Below are 21,428 nucleotides of genomic sequence, written 5' to 3'. Positions count from 1 at the left end.
AATGGAACAACGTTTTTTATATCAAGATTTAGAAGTTTTACACAATGTTGATAAAACTGAACAATTACCAGAAATTATCAAACAAGGAGTTTCTAATAAATTAGTTTTAAGAGAATATCAAATTCAAGCTTTTAGACATTTTGTTACTTATTTCGAGTCAGAACATTTAAGAAAAAACAAGAAAATAGAAAATCTGTTCCATATGGCTACAGGTAGTGGTAAAACTGTCATAATGGCTGGTTTGATTTTGTATTTATACACCAAAGGTTATAGAAAGTTTTTATTCTTTGTCAATCAGACAAATGTCTTAGAGAAAACAATTGATAACTTTACAAACTCATTGTCACAAAAATACTTATTTAATGAAAACATTGAATATTTAGGTGAAAAAATCAAAATTGATAAAGTTGAAAATTTTAGTAATAATTTAGAAAAAAACACAATCGAAATTGTTTTTACAACAACTCAAAAGCTGCACTTAAATCTATTAGAAAGTAAAGAAAATACAATAACTTGAAATGATTTTGAAGACAATCAAATAGTCTTTATATCAGATGAAAGTCACCACGTAAATTCATCAACTAAAAAAGGAAAAATCGATCCTGATGAAGCTAGTTGAGAAAATTCAGTTAAAGCTGCATTTGATAGAAATAAGGATAACATCCTGTTAGAATTTACAGCAACTTGTGATCTAAAGAATGCAAATGTATTGCAGAAATACAGAGACAAAATCATTTTTGATTATCCTTTATATAAATTCAGAGAATGTGGATATACAAAGGATTTCCAAAACTTTGCAACAGACACAGATTTATGAACTAGAGCCTTAATGGCGCTTGTTATGAGTGAATATCGAAGGTTTTTATTTAGTGACTTAAAATTAAATAAAAAACCTGTTGTAATGCTTAAGTCACAAAAAATCAGCGAATCAGAAACTTTTTACGAACATTTTTTTAAAAAAATTAAAGAATTAACTACAGATGAACTATTAGAACTAGAAAACAGTGAAATTCCTACTTTAAAATCAGCTATTCAATATTTCAAAGCAAAAGATGAAACATTAGAGACGCTTAAACACTCAATTCAAGATTCATTTACAACTAATAATTCAATAATTATTAATGGATCAACAGATAACAACAAAGAAAAACAACTTCTCGTGAATTCTTTAGAAGATTTAGATAATCCAATTCGTTTAGTGTTTTCGGTTGATATGCTAAATGAAGGGTGAGATGTTCTAAACTTATATGACATCGTTCGTTTATATGATACTAGACAAGGTGGAAAGAGTACAGTTGCTCCATATACAATAAAAGAAGCTCAGTTAATTGGTAGAGGAGCTAGATATTATCCTTTCATAATTGAAGATGATAGTGAAGAAGAAAATATTTTCAAAAGAAAATTTGATTACGATATCACAAATCAATACAGAATTTTAGAAACAATGTACTTTCACAGTAAAAATGACTCTAGTTATATTTCTGAACTAAAAAGAGCTCTAATAGAGACAGGGCTTCAGTCATCTGACACTGTTGAATTAGAATACAAACTAAAAGATAACTTTAAAGAAACGCCGCTATATAATCATGGTGTAATTTTTAGAAATAAAAGAGTTCCGAAAACAAGGGATGAAATTCAAGGCATTGAAGGTTCATTTAAAACAAAAACATATTATTATAAAGTTGAAAATAATATCAGCGGTCAAACAATTGGCTTGTTTGATGATAATGAAACTAAAAACTCATCACTTAAAGAAAAAACACAAATTTTTAGATTTCATATCAAAGATAAAACATTGCCAACAGATCATATGGAAATAGGATTAAATACTCTATTAGGAACAAGTGAATATTTTGAGGCTTTAAAATTTAGTTTCTTAAAGCAAAAATATCCTAACCTAAAATCAAAAGTAGAATTTTTTACTTCAGATAATTATTTAGGTCAATGTTCAATTCATATAACTCACTTTGACAAGATTACTGGAAGAGATTTATTTAAAGCTGTTAAAAAAGCTTTTACAGATATTGCCAATCATGTAGGTTCTATTAAACAAAAATATATTGGTACTTCTGAATTTACACCAATTGAATTGAAGAAAGTTATTAAAGATAAAAAGATACGACTAAAAGAAATTAGAGCAAATGATGGGCAAGGGGTTTCACAAAGTCAAAGTAAAAATATTGAATACTACTTAAATCTAAGTGAAGAAGATTGATATGTTTACAACGACAACTATGGAACAGTTGAAGAAAAAGCTTTTATCAAACACTTTAAAGACTATTTAGAACCAAAATTAAAAGATAAAGATTTAAAATACTATGTTGTTAGAAATGAAAGAATAGCAGAACTATCTATTTATTCATTTGAAGATGGTGAAAGATTTGAACCAGACTATTTATTATTAATAACTAAAAAGGATTACAAAGGATCAAAACTGCTACAAACTTATATTGAACCTAAAGGTGAACATTTAATTGAAAAAGATAAATGGAAAGAAGACTTTTTAGGCAAAATAGAATTCAACGCATCTGTTGATGAAGGGTATAAAGAAAATACAAAAATCTTTGGTTTACCTTTCTTTAATAAAGAAACAACAATACCTGAATTTGATAAAGCATTTGATGCAATGATTAAAAATATTTAATAATAATTTTTAACTTTCAAAAACAACAATTAAACAAAAAATAAAAGAATTATTAAAAAACTTCTTGACTTTTAAAATCTTGGTGCTATAATTTATTCAGTGCTTTAGGAAACTAAAGAATGAGAAGCCTATAAGACTTCACTGCTTGCGAATATAACTCGCCGTTCACATTATGATACAACTCGCTAAGGCGAGTTTTTTGTTTCACATTTATGAAAAAATCCCATAATAATGAAAAACGAAAAAAAGTGTACTATAATTAAAATATATGAAGAAAACCATTTCGTATAAGGAAATCTCAAAAGTAGCAGGGGTCTCTGTTTCCACAATTAGTCGCTACTATAATAACGGTTATGTTTCAGCTAAGGCTTCTAAAAGAATAGAAGAAGTAATTAAAACATTAGATGATTATGTACCACCATCAGGAAGACAACTAAGAGAATTATCTAAAGAAGGTTCAGTTTTTGTTGTAACTCCTGCTTTTGGTTCAAGAGTTTATCAGCACATTGTAGACGGAATTATCGTTCAATGTTTCAAAAACAAACGTAGAGTAGCTTCAGTATACACAGGAACAACAACAGAAGATTATACTGACACAATTAGATATCTAATAACTTGAAAACCTAGTGCTATCGTAGTTTTTATTAGTGAATATGACCAAAAGCTATTTAATTTCTTACGTTCAATTGAAGACGTTAAAATAATTGTTTATGGACACAAAGTTCCAGGTGTTTCATGAGTAGCAGTAGATGAACACCGTGGATTTTATGAATTGACAAAATATTTTAAATCAATTCTACCTAAAGACAATCAAAGACTAATTTTCCTAGAAGATTTAACATTGAATAAAACTCAATGTGACATCAGATATTCAGGATTTAAAGAAGCATGTCGTGAAGTTGGAGTTGAACCATTTAAATATGCAATTCATTCAATTCGTAGAGCAGTTGAATTAAAAGAATTTATTAGTTTTGCTGTTAAAAACAAATTCACTAACATCATTTGTTCTTCACACAATGTTTATTCAGCACTTCTTTTAAAAGGGAAAGAATATTTTAAATTAACAGACATCGGATACACTTCAGTTAATGACCAATTAAATTCATACTATGGAAAAATCTTTATTGATTATCCAGGAATTGGATTTGAAATTGAAAAATTAATTACAGAAATGTCTCCTGATGATGAAGAACCTGCGACAAGATTAGTGATGCCAAAAATTATCGAAAGCCTAAAACTTTAATGCACAGTAAAATGTGCATTTTTGTTTTATTTTGCTTATAAAGTAATTACTTTATAATTAATTTATGAAAATATTTGATTTGCTAAAGACTGACAAAAAAGCTTTTTTAAAGATTTTGAGTATCATTACTTGATCTCAAAATTCTATCCCAATATCTTTAGAAAAAGAAAGTAAAAAAATTAGGTTTTTAACCTACTTATATGCCTCAATCATTAGTGTTATTTGCTTTTTTTCATTTTTATCTTTAATAACAATTTCAAATTCAAACTCGAGTGCAAAAGAACATTGACAAAGGTTTTTATCAACTGTTCAAGTAATAACTTTTTTTGTATTTTTATTTGATTATGTTATGCATTTTTTAACTTATCGAACAAAAAACAATTTAACCACACCACACTGAAAATCGACCTTAAATTACTTGTTTTCATTTAAGGCAATTATTATAATGCTTTGTGTTTTTGCTTCATTTAATGCGATTGAATTTCTACTACCAGCAAGTGAAAACAATTCTTATCAACTATCTGGAGCTGCAAGGTTTTTCAGTCATTTTAAATCGCTGAATATTTTTAAAATTATTAGATTTTTATTTATCTTACAATTATTTGCACCATTTAAAATCATTACTTCAGTCTTTCAAGATCAAAAAAGTGTTTTAACTTATGTTTTTATCTTAATTATGATTTTAATTGTTATTTTTGCCTTATTAATTTGAAATAACGAATTAAACTATTTAGAAAACATTCAAAAACAATGATTGCTTGATAATCAAAATTCAATTCCAGAACTGTCTAATAAGCAATATACTGTAAATGATTACTATCAACATTTATTAAATGGCAAAATTGCTTTACCAAGTTCTTTAGTGGCTTCTTTTCAAACTTTATCAAATGGATATGTCACAGATATTTGAGATGCTTTATACTTCACAACAATTACCCTAACAACAATCGGATATGGTGATTTTGTACCACATGCGCCAATTAGTAAGGGTATTGTAATGTTTATTTCACTAGTATCAATTGCTATTATAGCTATACCTTCAGGGATTATTGCTGGTTCATTTTTAAGTGAAATGCAAAACCATATTAAAAAGACTAAAAAGTCTAAAAATCAGGAACAAACAATTGATTTAGATCAAGCTGCAAAGCTAGAAAGTCAAAAAGGAGATAAAAATGATTAAACTAGGTTCACACATATCATTCAAAGCACCAAATTATTTAACAGATTCATGCCAAAATGCCTTAAACAATGGTGCAAACACTTTAATGATTTACTTGGGCGCACCACAAAACACAGCTCGGGTAGCTGTTGAAAAATATAACTTAGATTTATATAAAGAAAAATATGAAGCATTAATTCCGGCACATGATATTGTGGTTCATGCACCATATATCATTAACCCTTCAAACCCATCAAAAAACAGGTTTGCAATTGATTTCTTAATCGACGAAATCAAAAGAATGGAACAAGCTGGATTTAAATATTTAGTCCTTCACCCAGGAGCTTCAGTTGAATATGATGTTGAAGAAGCTTTAGATACTTTAATTGACTCATTAAATGAAGTCATTGAAAACACTAATGATGTAGTAATTTGTTTAGAAAGCATGTCAGGTAAAGGTACGGAAGTAGGACGTGACTTAGAACAACTAGCACACGTAATCAAGTGAGTTAATCATGATCGTTTAAAAATATGTTTAGACACTTGCCATTTATGAGATGCTGGATATGACTTACAAGACTATGAAGGTTTTAAAAAGGAACTTGTTAAATGAGATTTATTAAAAGAAGTGGCAGTTATTCACTTAAACGACTCTAAGAATGATGTACGTAGTCACAAAGATCGCCATGCCAACATCGGTAAAGGTTATATTGGTTTAGAAACTTTGAAAAAATTTGTCTTTGACAAAGATTTTGACAATATTCCAATTATTTTAGAAACACCAATTCCAGAAGATAATCCAAACATTTATGCAGATGAAATAAAAATGCTATTATCATAGTTAAAAACACTTATCTTTTTGTTATAATTGTTAAAGCTTAATATCACTTAAATTTATAACTTAATTTGTAAAGGAGTTGCTTATGGCAAGAGAAGGTTTTACATTAGTATGTGTAGAGTGTAAAATGGAAAACTACATTTCTAAGAAAAACAAGAAAAATCACCCAGAAAAAGTTGAAGTGAAAAAATATTGTTCAAAATGTAATGCACACGTAAACCACAAAGAGAAAAAATAATTCAATCATAATATATCTAGCGCTAGCTAGATTTTTTAAAATCACACAGAAGGATACTATATGGACAGAACTAGATTAGACTTAATGTTTGCTAATAAAGATGTAGAAGTTTTAATTTCTGAAGCACCTCAAACAAGAATTTGATATGCTAACGTGCAAACAACTGATGGATTTATTGCAATTGAAAAAGACAAAGCAACTTTATTTGTTGATGGTAGATATATTGAATATGCTAGAAATAATGCTAAAAATGTTGACATTGTTTTAATTGAAGGAAATTCATTAAAAGAATGATTTACCAAAAGAAACTATAAAAAAATAGCACTAGAAAAAAATTATCTAACCAAAGAAGTTCAAGACAGAATATTAGACTTAGTTCAACCTGAAAAAATTGAATGAGTAGATGCACAAGAACTTAGAATTGTTAAATCAAAAGACGAATTAAAACTAATGCAAAAAGTTATTGATATTTCACTATCAGCATTAGAAGAATTTAAGTCATGAGTTAAACCTGGCATTACTGAAAAACAAGCAGGTGCTTATTTAAACTTCTTGCTTAAAAAACACGGCGGAGACAAAGAAGGGTTTGATGAAATTATTGCCACAGCTGCTTCGTCAGCTGAACCACACCACCACACCACTGATGTTGAGTTAGTTGAAGGAGCGCTGTTAAAAGTTGACTTTGGTGCTAAATACAAAGGTTATACAGCTGACATTACAAGAACTTTTATTTTAGGTGGAGAAGACAAATGCATCGATCCTAAAATGTTAGAAATCTTAAACATTGTTAAAGAATCAGCAGCAGCTGGTAGAAAAGCTGTTAGACCAGGAATTAAAGCTTCAGAAGTTGACAAAGTTTGTCGTGATTATATTAAAGCAAAAGGTTATGGACAATACTTTGTACACTCAACAGGACATGGTTTAGGAATTGACGTTCATGAATTGCCTAGAATTTCACCAATGTCTGATATTGTTCTAGAACCAGGGATGATTTTAACAGTTGAACCTGGAATTTATATTGAAGGTCTAGGTGGAGCTAGAATTGAAGATGATGTTTTAGTAACAGAAAACGGACACTACGTGTTTTCAAGACCAGAAGAAAACAATGAAACTATTTTCTAAAGTTAAAAATTATCAATCACACTTTTTAAAAGTTGATTCAATTCACAAAATTCATTATCAAACAGCGGGTAATCCAAACGGTATGCCCGTTTTCTTTATTCACGGCGGACCTGGCGGACAAACTTCTCCAAAACATTTCAGATTCTTTGATCCAAACTTTTATCACATTGTTTTAATTGATCAACGTGGATGCGGTTTATCAACACCACGTTATGAATTGCGAAATAATACAACTCAAAATTTAGTCCAAGACATAGAAAAAATTCGCCAAGCCTTAAAACTTGACAAAATTTTATTATTTGGTGGTAGTTGAGGAACTGCATTGAGTTTATATTATGCAATAGCTTATCCTAATAATGTTGCAGGCTTAATTTTACGTGGTGTATTTTTAAATCGACAAGCTGATATTGATTATTTATATGAAAATGGAGCAAGTTGATTTTATCCTCAAGAATTTGAAACCTATTATAATTATGCACAGCAATTTGAAGGTTCAACCTTATTGCAAAAATATTACAATGGTTTAACCAATCCTACTTATAAACATTTGCTTAATGAAACTGCTTATCAATTTTCAAAATGAGAATCAACTTTGGTAAGTTTGAATTCTAAACCAATAAATCCTGATTTTGAAACAGACTATCAAGTGGCCTTGTTTGAAAGCCATTATTTTGTCAACAAATCTTTCTTAAATGATGACAATTATATACTTAATAATTTAGATGCAATTAAGAACATTAAGACAATTATAGTTCATGGGCGTTTTGATTTAGACACTCGCCCTGAAGGGGCTTATATATTAGCCAAACATTTAAACAATGTTAAGCTTTACTTTACAAAAGCTGGTCATACTCAAAATGATTTAGCAAATGCACATAAGCTAGTTGATACAACTGAAGAGTTTAAACAATATTTCATTAATCAAAATAAATAAATAATTCGCTTCTTTATATATAGAAGCGAATTTTTAAATATTTTATAAAAATTATTTGGGTTTATAAAAATCGGTGTTATAATATTTTAGCACTAAGACAAACAGCAAATAAATTTAAAAAATATTTAAAAATTTATTTTCTAAAATTAATTTTAGTGTTATAATATTTAAGCAAATAAACAGACGCCGATTTAGCTCAGCGGTAGAGCAGCTGGCTGTTAACCAGTTGGTCATTGGTTCAATCCCAATAATCGGCGCCATTAAATGGTCTGTTGGTGAAGCGGTTAACACACATGGTTTTCATCCATGCATACACGGGTTCGATCCCCGTACAGACTGCCATTTATGGAAGATTAGCTCAGTTGGGAGAGCGTCGCCCTTACAAGGCGAATGTCATGGGTTCGAGTCCCTTATCTTCCACCATGCCGTCTTAGCTCAGTTGGTAGAGCAACTGACTTGTAATCAGTAGGTCGTAGGTTCGAGTCCTATAGACGGCACCAAGTCTTAATTAGGCTTTTTTTTATTTAAAATAAGTGCGCGAGTGGTGAAATTGGCAGACACGCTAGATTTAGGCTCTAGTGCCTCCGGCATGAGGGTTCGAGTCCCTCCTCGCGCACCATTTTTAATCAAGTTTTTTAAATTTAGTTTAATAAAAACACCAGATTTTATACCTTGTTAAATAGATATAAAATCTGGTGTTTTTCTAATTCAATTTATCCATAAATATGGTTTAAAAATTTCACATTTTCAGTTTTATGAACTAATTTAAAACTATTAGTTAATTAGTTCGCTGTTAAGCTTATTTTTCCAATATTTTTTTGACTATTTATAGCAATATTATAAAATTTAATATATGAAAAAGACAGCAACAGAAAAAACATTTAGTAAATTTTTTAACTTTGGAATTTTTCCAAAGTGAACGATCAAAAATATGGTTTTTGTAGCCATTTTAATAGCTCTTTCAGTCAGTTTCACAGTTGTTGCTGCACAAATTTTACCTATTGTAAATATACCTTCATATAAGTTTTCATTTATAGGTTTACCAGTTAAAATTACAGGGTTTATTTTTGGCCCAGTAATTGGTGTTTTTGTGGGTATTGTTAGTGATTTGCTGTCTTTAATCTTCGTTCCACCAGCAGGATATAATCCAGTATATACTGTTGCTACAGCTATGAACGGGTTAGTGGCAGGACTTTTTGGAATGTACTTTTTATCATTTTTAAATTATGCTTTTTCAAAGAAATATAGACTTGAAAAATTATCGATTAAAATCACGCTTTTATCATATAAATATAAGCAATTAAGCACAGCTAATAAGCGAGCGGCTGCTACTTCTGTAGCTAACAAAATAATTGCTTTAAATTCAAAAAGAAAATTCATTAATGAAAATGACTCTAAACACGAACTGAAGTTAATTTACTTATTTTCAGGTTCAGCCTTTATGCTTTTATGTATAGCGATCACAGTGGCTTTAATTGGTTTTGTAATTAGTGATACAGTTATTGAAAAAAGCTTTATTCCAAACAGATTTATTATTTTAGGTCTAACAGTTTCAGGTATGGCTGCATTATGTATTTTTATAATTGTTGGTTATTTCTTCATAGATACTGAAAAATACTTAGTTTTAGTACCGATAATTGTTTTTTCAGCCTTTCTGTCATTAATTAATATTCCTATTTTATCTTATGCAGATTTATACAGCTTAGGTAACGGAACTCTTCAAGATATTTTTATTTGAATAACGCAACATATTTTAACTACACCAATTAAAATTTGATTTAATGTTTTTGTTATTTATTATGCTTACACAGTAATTTCAAAATTAATTTACAAAAACAATAAACTAAGTTATTAAGAGGTAAAAAATGTTAATGAATGAATTATTAATCATCGAAAATATTTTTGTACCCAAAAAGAAAAAAAGTATTTTTAATTGAAACAAATCAAACTGACCACAATGGAATCTATCTGTTCCAAAATTAATTATTTACAACAATGAAAACACTGCTTTTTACATACCTTATGACAATAAAAATTTAACATTCCCACACATTGAGAAACAATCAATGCTTGATGACAATGTCATTCTGACTTATTTTGAAAAAAGTCAAAACGCCAACAATTACCATAATTCATATGAGTTTACAAACCGTAAAAAAGATATTTTACATAAAATTGATTATTTTGATATTCAAGAAATTGTTGAGCAAAATGATTTATCAAAAGCTTGATATTGATTATGAAAAGATTGTTTGAAAGCAACTAAACAACAGATTAAAAAAACCAATATCGAAGTATTTATAAATCATTTTGAATTCTTGTTTAAAAATTCTATTTACAATTTACTAAAGCACAGCGGTACTGAAATAATAGATTTAAACAATCAATTTGTTAAAGATTTTTTAAATGCCAAAAAATCATTGTTAGAATATTTTCAACAAAATTACACTAACAACTCAGAAATATCAAACAAAATTTCAGATTTACAAGAAATCATTTTAACTTACAAAGAAGATTTAATCGAAATCTATTTTAACTTCTTCAAATCCTTCAAAGACATTTATTTAAGCGTAACTGCAAGCGATAAGCCAAATATGACTTTACAACTTGAAAGAAAAATTCGAGATTTAAATGTTCAGCTTAAATACATGAAAAAAATAAATGATACTAGTATCACTAAAGTTGAAAATGACTTAAAAATTCGAGATTTAAATTGAGAAATTGAATATTACAAAAAACACATTAAACACTTAAATAAACAAGCCAAAAAATTAATTAATGCAATTGTTTTAAATCTGAAAAAAGAAATTAAAACTTTAAATTTAAAAAAACAACAGTTAGAAAATAACAACGAAGAATATTTTGATGCAATAAAAGATATTCAACTTAAAAAGTTTGAATTAAAAATATGAAATAAAAATTACAAAAAGCTTTTATATCTAACTAATTCAGAAATTTGAAATTTAAACTTATCTATTAAAAGTGAAATAAATTTATTTGTTAATAATAACTTTTTAAATCTGCATGGTTATTCAGATTTTAGTATCAGAGAAATAAAAAACTTTATTAAACAAGAGTTTGATTTTGATATCGCTTCATATTTAAATCATTCAAAGAAAAAATGTGATTTTGTAAATCAACAAATAACTAATGCATCAAATGGAATTTCAGAAATTAAAAGATTAAAATTTAATCACTTATCAAGTTATACAAATTCTGTTTCAACGCATGAATTCCAAGAGAAAATTCACCAAACAAATGCTGAATTAAATTGAACTCATTTTGCTGAAGAAAGACTTTTTAAATCTCGTTTATTAAGTAAAGAGTTCAAGTTAAAAAGAGTATCAACAAATATCAAAGATAATCAGAATGAAATTTTAACTTTCTCAAAAAGCCTGCTTAATAAAATCGCTAAATCCAAAGTTGATTCAATTTTTATAAATCAAGTATCTGAAGTAATTTTTGATCTAAGAGACTTTATTAAAAACAATTGAGGTTCAAATCTTTTGGCTGAATTAATTTCCTATACCTCAACAAATGAAAAACTAACTACAAAATTACTTAAAAAGTTTTGAGCAATTATAAACTTTGCAAACACTTATCAAGATTTGTCTATTCCACAATATGCTTATTTAGAAACTTTTAACGAGCTGGATTCAGCTGACAAAGCTAAGTTAAAACTTGCGAAATATAGATTAGCCGGAATTGAGATTTTATTTATTCAAGATATTTTAGATAAAAAAGATGAGTTTGAAAATAAAAACGAGTTCTTGAGAGTTCTTTTAAAACTTACATCTAGTCAGAATATTAATTGTGTTTTTATAACAAGTAATTTAGAAACAATTAGACAAAATTTTGATCGCGTTTACTTTTTTGATGATTCACAACTCTTAGAAGCAGGTTTGGTTTCTGAAGTTTTTGAAAATGCGGTTCATCCACTTGTGAAAACATTAATCAAAAACCCAGACATTTCATTAAACTACCAAAGAAACCCTGATTTTTCGGAATCCTTTGTTAAAGAAACATTGCACAAAGTTGACTCAAATGAAAACCATGTAGTTTATTCAACTTTAAAACAACTACAAGGATGATTACATCTAAGTAAAACGTCAGATAAAGTAAATAGTTTAAGTGATACTGAAGATGGAAAAAGCTTTGAAGAGAAACAAAAGTTTATTAATGAAAATTATGTTTCTATTCTTAATGAGCAACAAATTAATCTAACTGAACCTGAACAATTTACAGATTTAAACAATATCATTCTAACAAAAGTTGAGCAATTCACTGTTGAGACCAAAAATAGTGATACAAATCTTATTGAAAAGTTGTATTAAATAAACTTTCAGTTATAATTAATACTAAGGACAGAGGTACTTAAGAATAATCTTAGGTTGAGAAATACTCTTAATAACTGATCTAGGTAATGCTAGCGTAGTGAGTCTTTTCTTTTTTCCTTTCTCTTTGTCCGGAAAGGTATTATATGAATCATTTATTTAAGAAAATTGCATTAACAAGCGCTCCTATAATATCTGGTGCGTTTGTTTTTGTGTCTTGTGAACAAACTGTTGTTGTACAAGAAGAACAAGAAAAAACATATAAATTGTTTTTAACAACACCAGAATGAGGTGATGTTGAAAACATTAAAACAACATTACAACAACAACTAAACAACAAATTGGTTGAATTAAAATCAAAGGCAAAGGTTGAAATCAAATTTACAAATGATACTGATTATGCAACCTTAAAAGAAAATTTAAATAAACAAGAAGCTGACTTTGCTTTTATTTCATCAGGTTCAATCTATGATGGCAGAAATCAAAAACAAGATTTAGACAAATTAAATCTTAAACTTCAATCACTAACCAGAAAACTTAAAGGTTCAGATCCAGAAGCTAAATATCAAGAAAACAATAATCCTTTATTTGCTTCAGCAAGCAACCAAGAAACATATTTCAAAGCAATTCCATGATCTGAGCAATGAAATGATAAAGCAAATGGTAATGGTTGAAATGGTGCAATTTATACTAACTTTTATGAAATGAACAACTATGTTCCATATCAAAGAGGTTTAATTGCTATTGTTGCGAACGAGCAAATGACACAAGATATTATTCAAGCATGAAATAATAAAGATTTAGCTTCGTTTATTAAGTTTGGAATTGGGATTGGTAAATCAGATTCAGGAAGTAAATACTTACTGCCACAAGCTTTATTTAAAAAACACTTTAATAAAGCTGGTCAAGAATTTTTATCATTCGATGAAATCAGAACTAATACTAAAAAATATCCACAAGCAACTTTAAAACAAGCTAAATTTACCGAATCACAATTAGAAAAAAATAATGACTTACATATTTTCTTTGCTAATGAAGGCGAATACACTTGAACAAAATTTAAAGATAGCAAACAATATGCTTTTGCTGTAAATAATTCAAATCCAGGTAGAACCGGTCAAAAAATTACATTTTTAACAGTAACAGATGTTTTACCTTATAACATAGGAGTGTTTAGCAAAAACGTTTCTGATAAACATGCTAATGATATTTCAGAAGCATTAATCAAACTAGCTTCAGAAAATAAAGACCCATGAGGACCAAGTGTTGGGTTTAATAGTTATAAAATTATTAACGATTCTAAAACAGAGTTTTGAGACGTCGTTAAAAACACTTTAGGAGAATAAAATGTATAAATTTGATGATGTAACAATCGCTTATGATAAAAACAATGTTATTTTTGAATCGTTAAACCTTGAATTCAAGAGTGGTGAAATCACAGGTTTAATTGGCAAAAGCGGTTGTGGTAAAAGTACAATTTTAAAATCCTTTTTTGACTTAAATTTAATCAAAAAGGAGACTTATTAAATGACAATAAGGCGATTTCTATGCTATCTAAATCACAACTAAAAAGTTATAAAAACTTAATAAGTTATATTGATCCTAACGGTTTAGCATTACAAGAAGTCGATTCTTTTACTAACATCATTCAAAGTTTTAATAACTACAAAAATTATTTTTACAAGTTGTTTAAATGATTAACACCAAAGCAATTAATATCTTTATGAAGTTTATTTGATAAATTCGAACTTAAAGATCATGCTTTAAGTTCGATTAAAGACTTATCAAGCGGTCAAAAACAAAGATTTGCAATCATACAGGCAATTTTTAGAAAGTTTGATTTACTATTAGCAGATGAACCTACAAGTAACTTAGATATCAATAGCACTAAAAAAGTTTTCGATACTTTTTTAGATCTAAAAGAAAACAATAAAACAGTAGTTGTGGCTATACACGATCTAGAAGCAGCATTTAATTACTGTGATAAAATTTACGCCATTAAAGATGGTCAAGTTCAGCAAGTTTTTTATAAAGATAACTATCAAAAACAAGAGTTAGAAAAATATTTTGACTAGATTAAATTTCAAAAGTTTTATTACAAGATATTACAGAAATAAAATCCTGAAACTTTCAGGCTTGATTATTTTTGCAATCTTGTTAATATATTTCATGTTTAATTTAGGTTATTTCACTTTCCCTAATTCGATTAGATGAAAATCTACTACCGAATTTATTGGAAAAATATTTGAATTCAAACCTACACATCCACAATTAACACAAAACTTATGAGCTTTAAATTTACATTATTTTTGAATTACTGTTAAATCGGTAACAGCAGGAACTTTTATAGGTTTTCTTCTAGCATTAATTACAAGTTATATTGGAGCAAGTCAATTACATAGATTTAAACTACCGAGTTATTTGACAAGAATTATTATTAGTGCTTTAAGGGCTGTGCCAATTATTGTTTTTGTTCTATTCTTTAAAGATTCGTTTGAAAATTATTTAGCTTCATTTGTTTTATACTTTTGATTCACTTGATTATGAATGAATCGTTATCTAGTTGATATTATTGAATCTAGTGACTTTAGATTTTATTACACAGATATCAAATTAGGCCGTTCAAAATTTTTATCATTTTATAAAAACATCTTTAAATCTAAGAAAAACAAGTTCTTAATGAACTTTCTACAAGCGTACGAATCTAATATTCGCTGGGTGACAATTTTGGGGCTTGTTGGAATTACAGGGCTAGGTTTCTTTTTTGAAAACTATAAAAATTACGTGCAAAGTCTGGGAATAACCTTGTTTTTTATTGCTTTATTTGTTTTTCTAATTGAACTACTTTTATTTTTATTTAATAAAGTTCTATTAGTTTGGCCTAAAATAAATAATCAAAACGTAAATTCAATATATTCATTCAAATACAATTGACGTAAATATTTGACTAGGTTAATACTAATCATTTATCTAGTAATATTAGTTTTAAGTTTTTTAGACCTGTTTGGTCAAAAAGTTTATGTTGTTACCTTGAGTTCTTACTTTAAAAGCTTTTTAAACTTTGATTTTAGTGTTTTAAATTCTAAATCTGTATGATTAGACTACTGAACCATCATTCAACAATCATATGTTGCATTCAGTTTCTCAATATTGATTGCAATATTATATTCTTCTATTTTGGCAGAAAAAGTCACAAGAGGTTATATATCACTTATTAGTAAACTATTATTAAGTGTAATAAAAATCATCCCAGTTTTCTTTTGATATTTAATTTTCAACCCACTATCACTTAGTTTAGTGGCAATTAATATAGCCCTGTGAATTTCTGGGTTTAGAGCATTAACTAAGCAAATAGCAGAAAGCATTAATGCATTAAGTTTAAGTCAAATTCAATTACTAAAAGCAAGAGGCTACAATAAATTTCAACTTTACATTTATTTTATTTTACCAAGCATTAAACATCAACTAGTAGCTAGCTTTTTCTTTGAATATGAGCATTTATTTAGAAATGTTATAACTTATGGAACTTTTTCAGGGATTGGTATTTACCGTTTATTACAAAAATATCAACAAGAAGGCGACTATAATAAAATTTTTCCGTTAGTTTTTCCTGCTTTTATTTTTATCATTCTGCTTGAAATAAGTTTAATTATTTATCGAAATAAAGACAAGGTTATTAGACTCAAACAACAACTTTTAACACAAATTTATTCTCTAAAACAACAAAAAAGTACACTCTAATTCGGTGTACTTTTTTACTAAACGATTCAAAATTTTATGGTTATTTTTGAAACTTAATCGACATTGTATTAAGAAACAGTTAGTTCCGCTAGGGAATATGCTAGTGTCGGTCTAATAAAAACATCTATATATTCAATTCATTTGGTATAGTATTCGTATTTACTCCTAAATAATGCAAACAGTTTCTAAAGGTAAGAAAGTGTTTATGTTAATTCCATAAACACTTATATTCTTGTTTTCAAATGAGTTACGAATGGTGAATTTAATTAATGCCTTTTCATTATTTTGTTTTTTGATATTCGCTTGGAAGAAATGGTGAACAGTTTAATGCAATTGTTTGTTTAATTTTATATGTTTGAATTTTCATGCTGTGAATTATTTTTATGACATATAAAAACATATTTTTTATTAATTAATGAATGTATGCATAGCTTTTCTACTAGTTTATTGATGAAAAATCACCAGCCACCCAATTTACTATTCAAACTTTTTAAACTTATCTTCATTTGAATTTTTTCCTGTTTTCTTATTTGTGTAATGTGAGCTTAAGATTTATAACTTGTTTTTAGATAATTTATTCAAAAAACATAATAAGACACTTTTTATGTTTAATACTTAAATACTTATGGTAAAACTTATCTCTGCAAAATGGATTCACCTGACTTTTGCGCTTCATTTTGTATTCAATTCATCATTTTTTATCTAAATATTTGTCAATTAAATCTTGCTTAGTTTTTTTGATAGTTGTTATAAAATAAGCTTTTTGAAAATCCAAAAATATCTGAGGTTTGTTTAATGTTTATTGTTTGAAATCTTTTTCTTGATATTCTTTTAGTCGTTTTAATATTTCAGATTTTTGAATTCCGTGATCTTCAAATATTTTTTCAACTATTCATTCATAAGCATCTCTTCATTTTCACCTAAGTCGTTAAGTGTTATTTTTTTGATTTAGGAGAATTATCCTTTTTAGATTTACCTGTTTTTGATTTTAATAACATAATGTCTATATTATAAAGTTTTGCCCAGTTTCTAATAAGTATTCAGGTTTAATGATAAGTTTGTGAATTATGGTTTAATTTGTCACTCCTTGTATTATGGTTTATTTTGTCACTTTTGCTTAATTTAAGATTCAAAAGTTTTAAAATTGTTAAATTATGATTAAACTAAATTTAAAGAACGCAAATTTATCAACAGAATATGAAAAAAATAGAATTTTAAACTTAAAAACAATAGCAATTCACAAGAACTGAACAAACGAACAATTAAGTTTAAAAACAGGGCTTTCAGTAAGAACGATAATTAGATACAAAAAGGAAATCTTTAATACAGAAAAGGGAGATAAAAGTTTTGTTAGAACAAAACATAAAAATATAAATAAAGTTAAAGATCGAAAAATATCAGATGATTTACTTCAAGAAATTTATAAACAATATCTTGAAACAAATAACGCAATTATCGACATAGAAAGAACAGACAACGAATTAAGCTATAAAGAATTTTATGAGACATTTTTAGATCAAAATATTAAGGAAAAGTTGTCTTATTCTTGAATGATTTATAGATTTAATGAATTAGGTTTTCACAATCGTCACACAACAAAAAGAGGAAGAAAAATTACCAGAGATTTAAAGAAAATCAAAAAACTAAATGAAGAAACTCATATGATGATTGCAGAAATCCAAAACAAACAAAAACACTACAAAAAACAAAGAAAGATTTTGAATTTAAATAAGAATTTAAAGTTTGGTGAAATACTTGAAATTGATGCTCAAGTAGAACCATATTTATTTAAAGAAAACAAAATTTATCTTTACCATGCAATTGATGCATCAACAGGAATGCTTTTAGGTATGTGAGTTGAATATCAAGAAACCAATCTTGGATATCAAAGACTCCTAGAAATAGTGTTTAAAAGATTCGGATTCCCTAAAATAATCCATACAGATAAACGTAAAACATTTTGAGGTAGTGAAAGTACTGAGACAATGTTTGAAAAGAATTTAAACGAAAAGGGTATTAGAATAATAAGTTCATCAAACCCTAAACACAAACCGCATGTTGAAAGATCTTTTAGAAGTGCTCAAGATAAACTACCAGTTTTCATTAGTCAAAATCAAATTAAAACAATTGAAGATTTAAGAAGAAACGGTGATAAATATGTAAATTACTACAACACAAAATTTAAAAAAGTTATTGCTAAAAAATCATTATTCAACAAAGAAGGAATGCTAAGAAATAATTGAAGAGTTGACATTGAAATCAACAGAAAAGTTATTAATGGTGCGGTTAGATTTGGTAAGAAAATTTACGGAGCTTATATGAGCGATGGCAGAAGATTAATGATGCATGATTGATCATGAACTAGATTAATAATGGCGTCTGATGGTAATTTTTATTTCAAATATTTAGACAAGATTTATTATGCAAAAGAACCTGAAGGAAAAGATTTGACAAAAGCAGAAATTTGAGCTTTGGAAAACAATTTAGACCTTTCAGTACCACATGTTCAACAAATGTATTTTTTGTTGCGCAAAAATAAAAGCTTTCATCAATATTTACAAAAATACATGGATCGATTAATAAATTTACTGTCTCAAATTGAACCTGACGAACAAGAAATAAAAAAAGCAATGCGCGAAATGTTCAAAGAAATACGCGCATTGCATAACAAAATTTCTGATGAAATTCTAATAGAATAACATCATTTATATTGTATAAAAATATCATTAAATTAAATCGCGAAAAAGTGACAAATTAAACAATATTTTACACAGTTTCTAATAAGTATTCAGGTTTAATGATAAGTTTTTAATTAGGCTTTTTCTTTTGATTTATATCTTTGCTGTCAATATTGATCTGCAAAAGCTTTTGATGCAAATGCTAGCTAAAATTTTTAGTTTTATGTATTTTAGTTTTTCCTCTAATGTAATTTTTTTGCGACATATAAAAACACATTCTTTTTTAATAAATGAATGTGTACATAATTTTTTCTACTAATTTAGTACTTTTTAAAAGATTTATAGTTGATTGAGCAGTTCTATCGTTAGATAATGTTCAACTAAGGATTGAATTAGAATAAGTTTCAGTAATTACATGTAAATATTTTCAACCGTCATTTACCTTAACAAATTTAATATCAGCATGCAGTTTTTCACCAAAATAATTTGATGAAAAATCTCCTCCAACTAAATCTTCAGTTCAAACCTTTTTAAACTTATCTTCTTTCGGATTCTTCTTAGGCTTTTTGTTTGTGTAAGCTTTAGATTTATAACCTGTTTTTATATAGTTAATTCAAAATACATATGACGATACTCTTTTACGTTTAGTGCTTAAATACTTATGGTAAAGTTTATCTCTACCTATAACTTCACCTGATTTTTGAGCTTCGCATAAAATTCAATTCATTAACTTTTTGTCCAAGTATTTTTCCGTTGGATCACTTTTAGTTTTCTTTTGGTAGTTGTTGTAAAATACACTTCTTGAACATTCAAAAAAGTCAGATATCCCTTTTATATTAATTCTTGATAGTTTAGTTTTGTCATATTCTTTAATTTCTTTAAAAATTTCAGACTTCTTAATTCCATGTCTTTCTAAAACTCTTGTTATAGCTCGCTCAATCGCTTCGCGTTCATTTGGACCTAAATCATCAAAAGTGGGTTTTTTCTTCTTAGGTCTACCTGATTTTGATTTCAATAATAACATATCTATATTATAAAGTTTTAATCAATTTGTAATTAGTATTCACCCATAATGATATGCATCAGTTTTTGTTTTGCCCTTTCATTTATATCTATCAATTCAATATTCATTAGCAAACACTTCAGAAGCATAAGCTAAACCATAATTCTGATTTAAATTTATGTATTTTAGTTTTTCTTTAACTGTAAATTGTTTTAAATTCATTAAAAAACACATCCCTTCTTTTAAAAGTGAATGTGTACATAATTTTTTCTACTAACTTACTTTTAATATTTAAATAAAAGTAATAATAAATATTTTCAGAGTCAGTAGAATATCCCTTGTAGTTAGCGATTAAACTTTGATTAGTATTAATTATCTGTTTAACTTTGTTATTATCTTTAAGTTCAGCAATTACGTATGGTAATTCTTCACTATAGTTTTGGTGATTTGAAAAATTGAAAGTATCTCAAATATTTGTCGGAACTATAACCACACCAGATTCTGCAAAAGGGTCATAATCTATTTTTTTTGGATTTTGTATTTCATATTTTTTCCATTTATTGAATTTATATCAAATGGATTTATTTTTATTTTCTTCCTTATTGTGTACAAGGAGTTTTACATAAGATTTTCCAATGTTGTCAACTTCTTGCTTGTTAACTACTGTAATGTTTTCGCTTTGGTTAGAAAACAAAGGTTCTGGTTTGAACAAATCGAAATCTTTAATATATAAACTATATGCTTTAATATATTTTTTATACTTCTCAACAACATAGTATGACTTAAATTTTTCTAAAAAATTCATTAATTTATTAGGGTCAATCTCTGAGAAATATTTATTAATTTCGGAAGGCTTATCATGAATAGTGGCGCTATAGAAAATTTGTAAGTATTTTACAAATTCCTCATCTTGTTTTAGGTGTTGGAAAACACTTTGAGCTATTTTGAGTTGCTCTAATATTTCATCTGAATAATTATTTTTAATGACAATCTCAGGAAATCAATTTTCAAGAGTTATATTGTTTTTTTTCGACAAGTGGTTCTGGTTCTTCGTTGTTGTTCTTTTTTACAACTTTTTCAGTTAATGATTTACTCTGATTATTATGGCATGATGCTGAAACAAAAGACAATGCAAAAATACAAAAAGTTGTAAATTTTAAAAAGCGATTAATATTCATATTTACCTTCTCTATATAAATTATTTAACTTTTATTAAAACGAATATAAAAATGACAATTTTAAAATAAAAACAACGTTTTTTTTATATAAAAATGAAAAACTTTTTCATTTATTTCATAACATGAAAATATAGAAGAACAAAATCATTAAAATTTTCTGTTGTTTCAGATTTTAATATTTGATAATTTAACTTAAATTTTTATTTTTTCAACTGAAAAAATCATTTCTAATAGTTAATTTTTTCAGTTTAAAAAGCTTTAAAATAGCAAAAAAATGAAACTTAAAAAATCCTACTTTTTTATATTGGAAATTTTT

General features: G+C 27.2%; 16 protein-coding genes, 5 tRNA genes and 1 riboswitch. Of the genes, 19 read left to right on the top strand and 2 right to left on the bottom strand.

Translation table 4 applies throughout. The features are described 5' to 3' along the window. Position 1 precedes the first annotated feature (1 nt). From FG904_RS01660 to FG904_RS03310, 19 genes are all read left to right on the top strand, one after another. Entirely contained in the window at positions 2-2,644 is a 2,643-nt protein-coding gene (locus FG904_RS01660; protein ID WP_139592194.1) for a DEAD/DEAH box helicase family protein, read from the top strand. Positions 2,645-2,912: 268 nt separating this feature from the next. Next, positions 2,913-3,887 carry a LacI family DNA-binding transcriptional regulator gene (locus FG904_RS01655; RefSeq protein WP_139592193.1) on the top strand — a complete coding sequence of 325 codons (975 nt, stop codon included), beginning with the start codon at positions 2,913-2,915 and terminating at the stop codon, positions 3,885-3,887. A gap of 64 nt (positions 3,888-3,951) precedes the next feature. After that, positions 3,952-5,067, top strand: a complete 1,116-nt coding sequence (locus FG904_RS01650) for a potassium channel family protein (protein WP_139592192.1) — start codon at positions 3,952-3,954, stop codon at positions 5,065-5,067. Beyond that, the gene (locus FG904_RS01645; RefSeq protein WP_139592191.1) at positions 5,060-5,887 is read left to right on the top strand and encodes a deoxyribonuclease IV; all 828 of its coding nucleotides are present in this window, start codon (positions 5,060-5,062) and stop codon (positions 5,885-5,887) included. The genes FG904_RS01650 and FG904_RS01645 overlap by 8 nt, the downstream gene beginning before the upstream one ends. A gap of 82 nt (positions 5,888-5,969) precedes the next feature. Continuing rightward, a complete protein-coding gene (rpmG, locus tag FG904_RS01640) occupies positions 5,970-6,122 on the top strand; it encodes a 50S ribosomal protein L33 (protein ID WP_139592190.1) in 153 nt (50 codons plus the stop codon). Positions 6,123-6,182: 60 nt separating this feature from the next. Next, positions 6,183-7,244, top strand: coding sequence for a M24 family metallopeptidase (locus FG904_RS01635; protein ID WP_139592189.1), 1,062 nt, complete (start codon positions 6,183-6,185; stop codon positions 7,242-7,244). Then, positions 7,228-8,178 (top strand): prolyl aminopeptidase, encoded by a 951-nt coding sequence (gene pip, locus FG904_RS01630; RefSeq protein WP_139592188.1) that lies wholly within the window; start codon positions 7,228-7,230, stop codon positions 8,176-8,178. The genes FG904_RS01635 and pip overlap by 17 nt, the downstream gene beginning before the upstream one ends. A gap of 185 nt (positions 8,179-8,363) precedes the next feature. Further along, positions 8,364-8,438, top strand: a tRNA-Asn gene (locus tag FG904_RS01625). A gap of 6 nt (positions 8,439-8,444) precedes the next feature. Then, positions 8,445-8,520, top strand: a tRNA-Glu gene (locus FG904_RS01620). A 5-nt stretch (positions 8,521-8,525) separates the two neighbouring features. Further along, positions 8,526-8,601, top strand: a tRNA-Val gene (locus FG904_RS01615). A gap of 1 nt (position 8,602) precedes the next feature. After that, a tRNA-Thr gene (locus FG904_RS01610) sits at positions 8,603-8,678 on the top strand. A gap of 35 nt (positions 8,679-8,713) precedes the next feature. Beyond that, a tRNA-Leu gene (locus FG904_RS01605) sits at positions 8,714-8,797 on the top strand. Positions 8,798-9,031: 234 nt separating this feature from the next. After that, complete coding sequence (locus FG904_RS01600; protein WP_139592187.1) at positions 9,032-10,033, top strand: ECF transporter S component; 1,002 nt, start codon at positions 9,032-9,034, stop codon at positions 10,031-10,033. Between the two features lie 16 nt (positions 10,034-10,049). Next, positions 10,050-12,512 carry an MAG1360 family OppF-related protein gene (locus tag FG904_RS01595; RefSeq protein WP_139592186.1) on the top strand — a complete coding sequence of 821 codons (2,463 nt, stop codon included), beginning with the start codon at positions 10,050-10,052 and terminating at the stop codon, positions 12,510-12,512. Positions 12,513-12,534: 22 nt separating this feature from the next. Next, positions 12,535-12,633, top strand: a riboswitch (TPP riboswitch). 25 nt (positions 12,634-12,658) lie between these two features. Further along, positions 12,659-13,858, top strand: a complete 1,200-nt coding sequence (cypl, locus tag FG904_RS01590) for an ABC transporter thiamine pyrophosphate-binding lipoprotein p37/Cypl (protein WP_139592185.1) — start codon at positions 12,659-12,661, stop codon at positions 13,856-13,858. Position 13,859: 1 nt separating this feature from the next. Beyond that, the gene (locus FG904_RS01585) at positions 13,860-14,039 is read left to right on the top strand and encodes an ATP-binding cassette domain-containing protein (protein WP_139592184.1); all 180 of its coding nucleotides are present in this window, start codon (positions 13,860-13,862) and stop codon (positions 14,037-14,039) included. Positions 14,040-14,059: 20 nt separating this feature from the next. Continuing rightward, positions 14,060-14,587, top strand: coding sequence for an ATP-binding cassette domain-containing protein (locus tag FG904_RS01580; RefSeq protein ID WP_139592183.1), 528 nt, complete (start codon positions 14,060-14,062; stop codon positions 14,585-14,587). A gap of 94 nt (positions 14,588-14,681) precedes the next feature. Then, entirely contained in the window at positions 14,682-16,253 is a 1,572-nt protein-coding gene (locus FG904_RS01575) for an ABC transporter permease subunit (protein ID WP_139592182.1), read from the top strand. A 1,154-nt stretch (positions 16,254-17,407) separates the two neighbouring features. Next, positions 17,408-18,952, top strand: coding sequence for a DDE-type integrase/transposase/recombinase (locus FG904_RS03310; RefSeq protein ID WP_179950149.1), 1,545 nt, complete (start codon positions 17,408-17,410; stop codon positions 18,950-18,952). 262 nt (positions 18,953-19,214) lie between these two features. On the opposite strand, the gene FG904_RS01565 is transcribed toward FG904_RS03310, so the two are convergent. Continuing rightward, the gene (locus FG904_RS01565) at positions 19,215-20,156 is read right to left on the bottom strand and encodes a transposase family protein (RefSeq protein WP_139592181.1); all 942 of its coding nucleotides are present in this window, start codon (positions 20,154-20,156) and stop codon (positions 19,215-19,217) included. Then, positions 20,131-20,970 carry a hypothetical protein gene (locus FG904_RS01560; RefSeq protein WP_139592180.1) on the bottom strand — a complete coding sequence of 280 codons (840 nt, stop codon included), beginning with the start codon at positions 20,968-20,970 and terminating at the stop codon, positions 20,131-20,133. The genes FG904_RS01565 and FG904_RS01560 overlap by 26 nt, the downstream gene beginning before the upstream one ends. Positions 20,971-21,428 lie beyond the last annotated feature (458 nt).

The sequence above is a fragment of the Mycoplasma nasistruthionis genome (assembly GCF_006228185.1).
Lineage (GTDB): Bacteria > Bacillota_I > Bacilli_A > Mycoplasmatales > Metamycoplasmataceae > Mycoplasmopsis > Mycoplasmopsis nasistruthionis.
The sequence above is the reverse complement of the archived record's forward strand: the minus strand, read 5'-3'. Positions and strand labels throughout refer to the sequence as shown.